The 13,355-nt window shown below is 43.5% G+C and carries 5 protein-coding genes and 1 pseudogene; all 6 read right to left on the bottom strand.

Going from position 1 to position 13,355, the window contains the following annotated elements:
* Positions 1-375 precede the first annotated feature (375 nt).
* Entirely contained in the window at positions 376-2,730 is a 2,355-nt protein-coding gene (locus NXX38_RS11260) for a GH92 family glycosyl hydrolase (protein WP_258979477.1), read from the bottom strand.
* 14 nt (positions 2,731-2,744) lie between these two features.
* Positions 2,745-3,539 (bottom strand): basic secretory family protein, encoded by a 795-nt coding sequence (locus NXX38_RS11255; protein WP_148366485.1) that lies wholly within the window; start codon positions 3,537-3,539, stop codon positions 2,745-2,747.
* Positions 3,540-3,552: 13 nt separating this feature from the next.
* Positions 3,553-5,894: pseudogene (locus tag NXX38_RS11250) on the bottom strand (GH92 family glycosyl hydrolase).
* Positions 5,895-5,900: 6 nt separating this feature from the next.
* Complete coding sequence (locus NXX38_RS11245; RefSeq protein ID WP_148366487.1) at positions 5,901-8,186, bottom strand: GH92 family glycosyl hydrolase; 2,286 nt, start codon at positions 8,184-8,186, stop codon at positions 5,901-5,903.
* Positions 8,187-8,493: 307 nt separating this feature from the next.
* Positions 8,494-10,119 (bottom strand): RagB/SusD family nutrient uptake outer membrane protein, encoded by a 1,626-nt coding sequence (locus NXX38_RS11240; RefSeq protein ID WP_258979473.1) that lies wholly within the window; start codon positions 10,117-10,119, stop codon positions 8,494-8,496.
* A 27-nt stretch (positions 10,120-10,146) separates the two neighbouring features.
* Positions 10,147-13,284 (bottom strand): TonB-dependent receptor, encoded by a 3,138-nt coding sequence (locus NXX38_RS11235; protein ID WP_148366489.1) that lies wholly within the window; start codon positions 13,282-13,284, stop codon positions 10,147-10,149.
* Positions 13,285-13,355: the final 71 nt, after the last annotated feature.

The following is a 13,355-nucleotide window of genomic DNA, read 5'->3' as shown; positions in this document are numbered from 1 at the left end:
AAAGAAATTCTCCGTTATAATCTATTATTACATAGGTTACAACGGAGAATTCCAATATACCAGAACCTCACTTAGCATTAATTTAAAGGACTAGGCAATACTCCTTCAAAGGTCATCTTCACCATATTATAATGTACCCAACTACCATGATACATATAATATGCCCGTCATCATCTTTGAATGCAAACTAATCAACAGGTCGAGCTGCATGGGCTATCTTATCAATTAGAAATTCACCTAAAGCATCCTTAAAACGGGCTTGCAAGACGATTTAATATAACTACGCCAATCCCCTGCTTCACCATTATTCTGAACATCATTTACTCTGAAAAATACAACTTCTTCAAGGCCGGCATATCAACTAAAAAAACAGGATTACCACTCTTTTTTCTTTTCTGAAAGATTTACCTGATATTTCATTGTCTTTCCCGGTAACGACAAAGAAGGAGCTACCGCTTCATCTGATACGGCACGCTTATAGTTCGGTTTACTGCTCATGATAAAACGCAGTTTCACGCCATCACGTATATCCGCATACTTCAAATAGGATTTGTCATATTTCTTACCATTAACATATAATTCCTTCACATACACATTCTTCGGCGACCAATTATCTGCTGTCATTTCAATCACCTTTCCATTACTCATCTGAACGGATATACCCTTAACACAAGGTGAACCTATATTATAGACATTACTTGACGGAGCAACCGGATAAAAGCCCAAACAATTGAACATATACCAAGCAGACATCTGACCGCAATCGTCATTTCCACTCAAGGCATCCGGCGTATCGCCATAGAAACGATCAACAATGGTACGAATCCATTTCTGACATTTCCAAGGTTCTTTCAGATAGTTATAAAGATAAGCCACATGATGACAGGGCTCATTTCCATGCCAATAAGCACCGATACGTCCCTGAATGTCATGAGCACCCGGAATATCATCCGGTAATTCCACCGTGAACAATTCATCCAGACGATTACGGAACCACTCCTCACCGGCTTCATTTATATACCCTTGTACATCTTGTGGGACATACCAAGTATATTGGACCGTAAAACCTTCCGTTATATCTCCCCAGCCATGCACAGAACCGGGCCCCTGATAAGCAACGGGAGTAAACGGAGTACGCCAGCCACCCTTACTGTCACGTCCGCGCATATACTTCGTTTCGGGATCGATCAGAGTCTGATAAGACAATGCCCGATTCAGGAAATATCGGTAATCACCTTCCTTACCTAACTTCTTGGCTGCCTGTGCGATGCAATAATCATCATAAGCATATTCCAACGTCTTGGAAACGGATTCCGCTTCCTTATCGAAAGGCACATATCCCATTGCACGATATTCCGGCAGACAATCGTAATTCGGATTCATCGCCGTAGTCTTCATCGCTTCGTAAGCACGTTCATAATCGAAGCCTTTGACCTCTTTCACGATCATGTCCGCCAAAACGGAGACTGCATGGTAACCAATCATACACCAGGTTTCATTTCCATAGAACGACCAAATAGGAAGCATCTTCTCTACGCTCTTGTCATAATGTGCCAACATCGAATTGGCAATATTGGCATTTACATCCTGCTGCACAAGGTTGAACCAGGGATGCAAGGCACGATAAGTATCCCAAAGAGAAAATACAGTATAGTTGGTGAAGCCTTCCGCTTTCTCTATATTCTTGTCTAGTCCGCGGAACTGCCCGTCTGAATCCTGAAAGATGAACGGATGCAAAGCCGCATGGTAAGCCGACGTATAGAAAGTTCTTTTCGTTTTAAGATCGGCAGTAAGGGTATATTTCCCTAGTTCCTTTTCCCACAGAGCTTCACCTCTGGCTTTCAGATCATCGAAAGTCAGTCCGGAAAGTTCTTCTATATTATTCTTCGCACCATTCGTGCTGACTGACGAGATGGCAGTTTTCACAATCACCTCCTCTCCAGCTTTTGTTTCAAAAGAGATGCAGGCCATCAGATTCTTGCCCCAAGTCTCGTAGCAGCTACGGAAACGGGAAGTGTTATAAATCACCGGCTTCTTATCTTGCATAAAACGCAGTCCGGTCAACTTTTTAGAAAAAGTAGCCGTAAAATAGACATGGCGTTCCGGTCCCCAGCCCTTCACCAGTTTATAGCCGGTGATGGTAGAGTCGTTCTCCATGCGCAGATTCGCCCATTCACAAGATTGCCATAAAGTATGATTCATGTCAATCATGATAAAAGACTTGTCTGATTGAGGGTAAGTAAAGCGGAACATACCGCTGCGCACGCCTGATGTCATTTCAGCCTTCACTCCATAGTCTGTCAATTCTACCGCATAATAATTTGGGGATGCCCACTCCCTTTCATGTGAATAATGGGAACGGTATCCTTTTTCCGGATTCTCACGAGTACCCGGTTCTAGTTTCATTTCCCCGGTTCCCGGAATGAACAGGAAATCTCCTAAGTCGGGTATGCCAGTCCCACTCAAATGAGTCAAGCTGAACCCTAATAATGTGGAGTGATTGTATTTGTAACCGGAAGCGGCATCATAGAATTTGCTGTCTGTATCCGGACTCATCTGGATTCCTCCGAAAGGAATCTGTGCACCCGGATAGACATTCCCATAACCGTCCGTCCCCACAAATGGATTCACATAATCAATCAGCTTTTCGGTTTGAGCCATGCCCGGCAAAGCACTCACCAGGCATAGCCAGACCAAAAACAATCCTCTTTTACCCATTACACTCACCATATTTATACTCTTTATTATGCCTGTATATCACCTACGGCAATCTGATATTCGCGCCACAACTCGTCTATATTATATTCATCTCCCAAGATATGCTTGATAGCTCCATCGAACGACCAAGGAATTACCTCCAATGTACTCCGGTTAAACTTACGCAGGAACTCAGGGTCTTTGTTGTCACGCAACCACACGAAGAAATAACCCGCCGTACGATATCCATCCATATAATTTCCACCTTTCGGACGGGCATTCGGTCCGTCAAATCCTCCATTGGCAACCCGCACGGCGTCTGCCATTCCCTCGATAAATGCCCAGAACACACGATTAGTTCCGTAAGAGCCAATTCCCTGTGGTTCCAGCTGATATGCGTGCGTCAATTCATGCAAAAGTACCCCGCGTGTTTCAAAAAATAACTTAGCTGTATCATTCGCTGCAAAAGATTTCTCAATGTGACGTGTACTGTAGAAGATTGTCACATCGCCATTACCACCGCCTTTGGCTGAAACGCCGTCAACATCTTCCAATGTATAATGTATCTTGTATACAGTTGGAATACTATCTTCAGGCGAGTTGTAAAGAGTAGCCAATACAGTACGTGCCTGTTCCTTGATGTATGATTCAGCATCGGGAATGATCCGGTGATAAATGTCCGATCCCAGCGTTTCCGGTGCTTTGTCCTCAAACAATATAGCACCCGTATTGTACTCCTTCCATACGTCAGGATTATCCTCCACTTGTTTTTGCGCACTTGCAGCACAAGCCCCCATACCTACCAGCAGGCAGGCTGCATAGATTAAATGTCTCTTTTTCATATTCCTTTATTGATTATTTGTTGATTCCGTTAGTTAATGAATAAGGTTTATCCTCCGGTGATAATCCACGGCGTTTGTTAGGTGACGCGCCCATCTTGAATTCCAGCACGCCTCCTTTCAGTATGTCCTCATGTGTAATATACATCTTGTCGTATACCTTGCCGTTCAGCTTCAGCGACTGTACGTAACGTTTCTTGTCGCTAACACCCGGCGCTTTGATCTCCAGTGTCTTTCCGTCAGGAAGCGTCAGCTTCAGATAAGGCAGATAGGGTGCTCCCAACACATACTGGTCCGTACCGGGACAAACCGGATAAAAGCCCATCACGGAGAAAAGATACCATGCCGACATCTGTCCGCAGTCATCATTTCCACCCAATCCGTTAATATCATTCTTGTACATCTTATTTAGAATCTCACGCAGCCAATACTGTGTTTTCCACGGCTGGGAAGTCCATGCATATAGATAAGGCACATGGTGGCTCGGTTCATTACCATGCACATATCCGCCTACCAGACACTCTTCTGTAATATCTTCATTATGCTCATAGTACTTCTCCGGCAAATGCATGGAGAACAGTTCATCCAGTTTCTGCACGAATGTCCTTTCTCCCCCATCAAATCGATCATGCCAAACACATCGTGCGGCACATGGAAAGAGAAATTCCATGAATTGCCCTCGATAAAACCTTCACCGTAGGTTTGCAATACATCAAACTCTTTCTTGAAAGAACCGTCACTATAACGAGGACGGGCAAAACCAATACTTGTATCATAGATCGTACGATAATTGAGGGCGCGTTTCCGGTAAGCCTCCGCTATTTCCTTGTTGCCTGCTTTCAAAGCTGTCTGATAGATAGTCCAGTCGTCATATGCATACTCCAAAGTGGAAGAGGCTGCCGTACCGCTCTTGTCTAGCGGAATATATCCCAACTTCATATAATCGGCTACACCTTCATAGTATGGAACGGTGGAGGTGCTCACCATCGCCGCCAATGCTTCGTCCACATTCGAAAAAACACCTTTGGCTATTGCATCCGCCAACACGGAAACGGCATGATAACCGCTCATGCACCAGTTTTCATTTCCCATCAGGCTCCATACCGGCAACATTCCGTGCACGCTTTGCTGCTCATGTTTAATCATGGATTCCACCATATCGGCATTGCGTCCCGGTTTCACCAGATTCAGGAAAGGATGTTCCGCACGGTAGGTATCCCAAAGAGAGAATATAGTGTAGTTGGTGAATCCCTCCGCCCGGTGTATGTTATGATCCAAGCCGCGATAGCAACCGTCTACATCCATATATACAGACGGATTAATCATGGTATGGTAAAGGGAAGTATAGAACATCGCTTTCTGGTCGGGCGTACCTTCGATCTCGAAATGATCCAGTTCGTTATTCCAATCTGTACGGGCAGCTTCCACCAACTGTTCGAAGTTCTTTCCGGAAGTTTCGGCACGCAGATTCTTGACCGCACCTTCCGTACTGACTGCTGACAATGCCACTTTTACGACCAGTTCCGGGTTGTTAGCGGTATCGAAGTTAAAATAAGCTACGATCTTACGACCGGTGATCTCCGGGAAATTCTTTTCCAGACTGAAGCGACGCCAGAAGCCATTGTAGAGAGACTTTTCCTTATCTTTGTATCCATAATCTCTGACAGGCTGCGAGAACGAGATAGCAAAATAAGTGTAGTTGGTACGAGCCCATCCGTTGGTAATACGGTATCCAGTCAGCAAGGTATCATTCTCCACCCTTAGATTCGCCCACAGCACTTTGCCGTCATAATTATAAATACCATGCACCAAGTCCAGAATCAGATGACCGTCTTTTCCTTTTGGGAAAGTGTATTTATGTACACCCGTCCGTTGTGTCGCCGTCAGTTGGGCTTTAATGCCATAATCGTCCAGCATCACTTCATAATATCCGGGAACAGCCTTTTCTGTGGCATGGTCGAAACGCGAACGGTATCCTTCTTCCGGATGATTCGCCCGTCCGGGATTCAACTTCACATCGCCAACAGCGGGCATCAGCAGGATGTCTCCCAAATCGGAATGTCCCGTGCCGCTAAGATGGGTGTGACTGAAACCGACAATGGTCTTGTCCCGATACTGGTAACCGGCACAATATTCATAAGCATTTTTTTGATAAGCCCCATTCACATTATGCGGAATTGTATCTGTGTCCGGACTCAACTGCACCCATCCGAAAGGAGTACAAGCACCGGGAAAGGTATGCCCCATCCCGTTGGTACCGATTATCGAATTCACATAGTCCACTGGTTGTTGCGCTATGGCGGACAAAGTTGCCGCCGCCATAGTCATCATCAAAACTTTCTTTTTCATATTATTCATATCTGCTTACTTTGCATCACGAGAGAATGAATAGGGGAAGTCTGATTCGTTGACACCTCTCCCCTTATTCGGTTTATTATCCATATCAAACATCAGACGCCCGCCCTTCAACAAATCAAAGTGGTTCAGGTAATTCTTCGTATAGTTCTTGCCGTTGTAGTTCAACGAACGGATATAACGATTGTCATCGCTATTCTTCGGAGCGGAGATTTCCAGTTTCTTACCGTTCTCCAGCGTAATTGTCGCTTTCTTGAAGTAGGGAGCTCCCATCACATATTCATTGCTGCCCGGACATACCGGATAGAAACCCAATGCGGTAAAGACATACCACGCAGAAGTCTGGCCATTATCTTCATCTCCGCAATAACCGTCCGGAGTGGGAAGATAGAGGCGGTTCATTGTCTCACGCAGCCAGTATTGGGCTTTCCACGGCTCACCAGCATAATTATACAAATAAATCATATGTTGGATAGGCTGGTTACCATGTGCATAGTTTCCCATGTTAGCGATCTCCATTTCACGAATCTCATGAATCACTCCTCCGTAATAGCTGTCATCAAATACGGGAGGAAGATTGAATACAGAGTCGAGCATGCTGACAAACATCTTCTTACCGCCCATCAGTTCAACCAACCCCTGTACATCGTGGAATACCGACCAGGTGTAGTGCCAACTATTTCCTTCCGTAAAGGCATCTCCCCATTTGAAGGGATTGAACGGAGTCTGGAAAGTTCCGTCGGAGTTCTTTCCGCGCATCAGTTTAGTTTCCGGATCGAACAAGTTACGATAGTTCTGGCTCCTTTTCTTATAAACATCCAGTTCTTCTGCCGGGCGACCCAACTTTTCACCCATACGGTAGATACACCAGTCATCATAAGCATATTCCAATGTGCGTGCCGCATTCTCGTTAATTTTCACATCATAAGGCACATAGCCCAGTTTGTTATAATATTCGTATCCACGGCGTCCGGTAGTAGAAACTCTCGGATGCACACTGTTGGCTCCTTTCAACAGACCTTCGTACATTTTTTCCGCATCCGCTTTAGTCACATTCTTCATGAAAGCATCTGCCACTACAGAAGCTGAATTGTTTCCAACCATGCAGCCACGATGCCCCGGACTTGCCCATTCAGGGAAAAATCCGCTTTCAAGATAGGTATTTAGCAGGCCTTCCTGCATCTTCTCGCCCATTGAAGGGTATACCAAATTGACAAATGGGAACAAGCAACGGAAAGTATCCCAGAATCCGGTATCGGTAAACATATATCCCGGACGAATTTCACCATTATAGGGGCTGTAGTGCACAGTCTCACCTTTGCCGTTTACCTCGTAGAACATACGGGGAAACAATACTGAACGATACAGGCAAGAATAGAATGTACGCATACGGTTCTCATCACTGTCTTCGACCTTGATACGGCCTAACACATCGTTCCATGCCTTACGTCCGGCTTCTTTTGTCTGTTCGAAGGTCTTATTGCCGATTTCTTTCAGGTTCAGTTCCGCCTGCTCGGGACTGATAAATGAGGATGCCACTTTTGCGTGTACCTGTTCTCCTTTCTTCGTTGAAAAACCGATAGCAGCACCCACGTGATTGGATTGCAGTTCGAGATGTGTTTCTACCAAATGATAATCTGCCCATACTTTGTTGAAAGTAAAAGGTTTGTCGAACTCTATTACAAAGTAATTCTTGAAGTTTTGAGGAACCCCGCCACTATTGCGTGTCGTATAACCGACTATTTTATTTTCTTCGGGAATCACCTTCACATACGAACCGCGATCGAAAGCATCTATCACTACATAGGCATCGGAAGTTTCTGGGAAAGTGAAACGGAAATATGCGCAACGTTCCGTCGGAGCTATTTCAGTTGTCATGTCATACTCGGACAAATAAATACTGTAATAATAAGGAGTGGCTTTCTCTGCCTTGTGAGAGAACCAGGAAGCACGACTGTCCTGATCAATCTTCAACTGCTTAGTCATCGGCATGATTGAGAACTGGCCGTAGTCATTGATCCACGGGCTGGGCTGATGGGTTTGCTTGAAACCTCTGATTTTGTCGGATGCATAAGTGTAAGCCCAACCATCGCCCATCTTCCCGGTTTGTGGCATCCAGAAGTTCATACCCCAAGGCAACGCGATGGCAGGATATGTATTTCCATTGGATAGTGATATTTTCGAATCAGTCCCCATTAAAGGATTCACATAGTCTACCGGTTGCTTTTGCGCAAAGGTAGAGGAAGCTCCCAATAGCAGGGCTATTGCGAAAGATAGTAGTTTCTTTTTATTCATGGTCTACGAATTAAGCTATTAATACTAGATTATCAAGATCTTTTTTTTACGTTACAAATTAAAGCATCTTTCAGCAATTATCAGTCCTCTGATACGCCAAAATAAGAAAAAATAGCAGTATAGTCAACCAAAGGAAACGAGTGTCAACGAGAGTACAAGTTAAATAACTGGAAATCAAGATGTAATATTTATGTGCATACCACGAGAGTACAACCGGAAGACTAACTGTTTAAGCAATAGAGAGAGGATAATTAGCCTTTACCCTCTCTCCAATTCTATCAGAAACAAATATTTAATTATTACCAGATTAATTCCATCCCGGGTTCTGGTGTCCTTCCAAAGCTGGGTTAGCCTGAATTTCATCCAACGGAATAGGCCATAGCAAAGCATATTCAGGAATGGCTCCGGCTCTTGTGCTTCCATCAGGCTTGTTCTGAATCTGAGCAGATGAAAGGGCAGTCCATTTCAACTTTCCAGTTTCAGTAGATGCTTCCGGATACAAAAGAGTACGGCGAATGTCATCCCAAATCTTAAATTCCAACGGCAACTCATGCAGACGTTCAGTCAAAATCGCTTGCACCAGATTGTCTCCTGTAGCAGTCTCATCCATCAGTCCTGCGCGTTTACGCACTTGGTTGAGGTAATATTTAGCGCCACCGACAGCATTATCTTCATGCCCTGTACGTGCCAGACCTTCGGCTGCAATCAGCAAGACTTCCGCAAAACGGAATACTGGCATATTATAATCGCCGTCATGACCGCTAATCAAAGCATTTTCATCAAACCATGCCCAGTTGCCTGCATTGTTCAAAGTATGAGTCCCCCCTGCAGCATCGGTATATTCCCAAAAGAAAAACTGTTTCTCATGTCCCCGAATATCAGCAGGATCATAGCTGTTAAGCAACATATCACAGGGAAGGTATGCATTATATAACACGTCTCCTCCCGGATGGAACACTCCCCACTGAAATGCATCCGCTCCGATAGAACGGCAAGCATAAGAGTTGCCTACACTATAATTGGTGTAATTGTATTCTTTAGCATAGATGATTTCAGCAGATTCTTTCGTAGTCTTGATCACATTATATGCCGAGTTCAAATCATCAGTCGTTCCATTCGGATGAATAAGTCCATGAGGACTGTCATTGATCACTTTCAAAGCCATCTGTGCAGCTTTACTATAATAGTCTGCTCCACCATTTAACGGTGCACCTGCCCATTGCAGATAAACCTGTGCCAGCAAAGTCTGCGCCATTGCCCTGGTAACATAACAGCCATTTTCATAGAACGTCTTATTAGGCAATGCATCTCCATTGACAATATCCAGCAAGTCGGCTTCAATCTTCTTATAGATCTCTTCGGCAGAAAGTCGTTCTTTGTACATACCTTCTGTAGAAGTGTAAGGTTCTGAAATATAAGGAACACCACCAAATTCTTTGACTAGCCAAAAATATCCGTATGCACGGAAGAATTTACCTTGAGCCACATAATTATTAATAGTAGCTTCATCCAGCACTCCAGTCATTGACGGAATATTGGCAATAACAAAGTTGGCACGTGAAATGCCTTTATAGAACTCATGCCAATATTTCATTGCAATATCATCAAAAGATTCAATATTGAAATTACAACCTTCGGATGCTGTAGTAAATGTTCTGTCCTTACGTTTATCGACATACAATCCAGATACGATACCACCCCACATCGTCGCTTTAGGAGTCCAACCACCGCCTACATCAGTGTTATGCAAATAAGGTACACCACCGAAATACAATGCGTTCACACCCGATTCCGCATCAGCTTTCGTCTTCCAGAACTGGTCAGATGACTTCATATCTAATGGCTCTTCTTTCAGAAAATCGTCACATGAATTCAGCAACACAGAAAGTGAACACATGCAAAATGCAGATATATATACTTTTAATAGTTTCATAATTCTTATGGTTTTTATAACGGTGAATTAAAATGCTACATTAAGACCGAACGTAAATGTTCTCGGACGCGGATAGGTAAAGAACTGGCGGTTAGCACCCCATTTGTTGTCACCTAAACGAGATGAGTTATCCGGATCATATCCGTTATAGTCTTTAGAAGTAATCAGGAATGCGTTATTCACATTCGCATACAAGCGCAACGAAGAAAGACCGATCTTCTTAACCAGTGTCGGATTGAAAGTGTATCCGAGCTGAATCATGTTACAACGCAAATAAGAACCGTTGCAAACCCAATCATCATCTGCTTGGTTATTAGCTCCCTGACCAAAGTTGTTCAGGCGGATTGCCTGTTCTTTACCCGACGGATTGAGAGTAGGATGCCATGCTTCTTTATAAAGACGGTCTATACCATTGGTAAGGAAACGGGCTACAGTAGAGTGATAATATTCTTGCATCACATCTACTCCCCATGTAAACTGGAAATCTAACGTCAAATCGAATCCTTTATAATTGAAGGTATTGATAAATGAGCCCATCCAGTCAGGTAAACCGTTACCGATAATTTCACGTTTCTTATAAGTCACCTTTTCACCGATAGTGGAAGGTATGTTCATTGTCTCCGGGTCCCAGTTAGACGGGATTCCATCATAGATACCAGCACGCTTATAACCATAGAAAGAAGAAAGCTCTTCACCTTCACGAATCAACATATCGTAACCAACAAAACCATCGGTTGTAATCTGACGCTTACCGGTGACAGGATCAACAGAAGCACTTTCATCCAACTTCTCTACACGGTTCTTGTTGAAGCCCAGATTAAGAGTGGAAGTCCATTGGAAATCATGTGTTTGGATAGGATATGCTGTAACGAGAATATCCACACCGCGGTTGGAAACGGCTCCAATATTATCCATGATAGAAGAGTAACCTGTTGATTCGGGAACCGGACGGTCGAGTAACAAATCTGATGTATACTTATAATAATAGGAAATATCGAAATTCAGTCTGTTATTGAATAACCCCAGTTCAAATCCTAAGTCCCACTGTCCGGTCTTTTCCCATTTCAAGTCCGGATTAGGCATATTGTCCAAGTAAGACACAACGTGCAGAGCATCACCAATGATTGTATTCGACTGGCTCACTGTAGCCAATGATTTATAAGTACCGATTTCCGAATTACCTGTCAGACCGTAAGAAGTATGCAACTTCAGTTTGCTGATCAATGAGTTATCTTTCAAGAAGTCTTCATTAGAAATCATCCATCCCAAACCGACTGATGGGAAAAATGCATATTTATTGTTCTGTCCGAATTTGGAAGAACCGTCATAACGACCGGTTACGGTAGCCATATACTTGTTGTCATAAGAATATGCCAGACGCAAGAAATAAGAGTTCATCGCCCACTTGTCGTAATCACTGCCAACAGAAGGACGGTTCGTACCGGAACCTAAATTATAATATCCGTAGAAGTCATCGATATACTTACTGTCGGAAGCATTGAAAGAGGTATAGCGATATTCCTGCCAAGACATACCTGCCATTGCATTAAGATGATGTTTATTAAAATCTTTCACATAAGTCAGGTAAGTTTCTTCCTGCCAATACAGTGAATTGGAATTACTTGCAGAAGCTGATCCTTCAGTACTCTGATTAATCATCGGACGCGGAGTGAACGGCGTATAGTTAGCGTCGCGATTATTGTGGTAATCGATACCGAACTGGGTTTTCAGATCTAATCCTTTCATGAGATGGAAAGTCAAAGCCGCATTACCAAAGATCTGCGTACGATATTGCATAGCCTGCATTCGTTCGAGCAACTCAACAGGATTACCTACACCTTCCGGGCTGAAACCTTGTTTTCCACTATTAGGATCAGTCTGATTGTTGAGAATAGAACTTGTATTAATTATATTTGTCTGCGTATATTCGCCATCCAGCTTAACTGGCAAGAAAGGTAACTGTTCGATCATTGTACGCAATGCACCTTGTCCGTAGGGGTTATCAGAAGTTCTGTTACCCCAAGTATGGTTCACCAGCAAATTAACGGAAGTAGACAACCAATCTGTCGGTTTGTCATCATATGCCAGTTTTGCGTTGATACGTTTGAAGTAAGAGTTCAGCAAAATACCCTGTTGATCGGTATAATTGATAAATGCTCCGATAGAAGATCCTTCTCCCGTACGTTGGATACTGATCTGGTGGTTGTGAGAAATTGCCGTACGGGATGCTTCATCCTGCCAGTCGGTATTATATTTCGGAGAACCGTCGGCATTGAACAAACGTTCGTCAGTGAATATCTGAGACAGATCGGTTGTGAAGTTCTTACCTTGGAAATCATTGGCATTTTCCAATCCCTGCTTAAAGGCAGACATCCATTCGTTAGCATCCATTACATCTATTTTTTTGGCCATCTTACCGATAGACAATGAACCATCATAGGAAACATGGACTCCTTTTCCCGCACTACCGCGCTTGGTGGTCACCATGATAACACCATTAGCACCACGGGCACCGTAGATAGCGGCAGAGGAAGCATCTTTCAACACTTCGATAGATTCGATATCATTCGGATTAAGTAACTCGAAGTTTGACATTACCACTCCATCGACTACATACAGCGGTGATGCTGATGCGTTAATGGTAGAAATACCACGAATAATGACACGTGACTCTCCACCCGGCTGACCGGTATTAGAGAAGATATTCACACCGGCCACTTTACCTTTCAATCCGTCAAGCGCATTGAAAGACTGTGCTTTCAGCATGTCTTTACCTTTAGCTGTGGAAATGGAACCTGTCAAGTCGGATTTGCGCATCGTACCATAACCAACAACGACCACTTCGTCCAACGCTTTCGTATCCGACTGCAGAACTACGTTCAAAACATTGCTCTTTAGTTCCGAGACTTTAAATTCTTGTGTAATATAACCAATGTACGAAAATACCAAGGTAGCATTGGAAGGAACAGAGAGGGTGTATTTACCGTTAACGTCAGTGATTGTTCCAGTACTACCGTTTTTAACTTTTACAGTACCACTGATAACCGCCTCTCCCTGATCATCGGTTACCGTACCGGAAATTGATTTTACAGATTGAGCATTAATGCCCAAACTCAACATCATACCCATTACAAATAAGGTAAGATACTTTAGTTTTCCATTCATAATTCCTTAAATTTGATTAGTAATAAGGTTAATTCCTTTTAAAAAGATCACTGCAAATAAAGGTTATTTAA

It is taken from the genome of Bacteroides sp. BFG-637, assembly GCF_024793605.1.
Lineage (GTDB): Bacteria > Bacteroidota > Bacteroidia > Bacteroidales > Bacteroidaceae > Bacteroides > Bacteroides vicugnae.
Note: the sequence above shows the minus strand (reverse complement) of the source record. Positions and strands in the feature narration are given on the sequence as shown.

Excerpts from the sequence above, each read along its gene's own strand:
- NXX38_RS11260 (WP_258979477.1), bottom strand. The coding sequence starts at position 2,730 with ATGGTGAGTGTAATGGGTAAAAGAGGATTGTTTTTGGTCTGGCTATGC.
- NXX38_RS11255 (WP_148366485.1), bottom strand. The coding sequence starts at position 3,539 with ATGAAAAAGAGACATTTAATCTATGCAGCCTGCCTGCTGGTAGGTATG.
- NXX38_RS11245 (WP_148366487.1), bottom strand. The coding sequence starts at position 8,186 with ATGAATAAAAAGAAACTACTATCTTTCGCAATAGCCCTGCTATTGGGA.
- NXX38_RS11240 (WP_258979473.1), bottom strand. The coding sequence starts at position 10,119 with ATGAAACTATTAAAAGTATATATATCTGCATTTTGCATGTGTTCACTT.
- NXX38_RS11235 (WP_148366489.1), bottom strand. The coding sequence starts at position 13,284 with ATGAATGGAAAACTAAAGTATCTTACCTTATTTGTAATGGGTATGATG.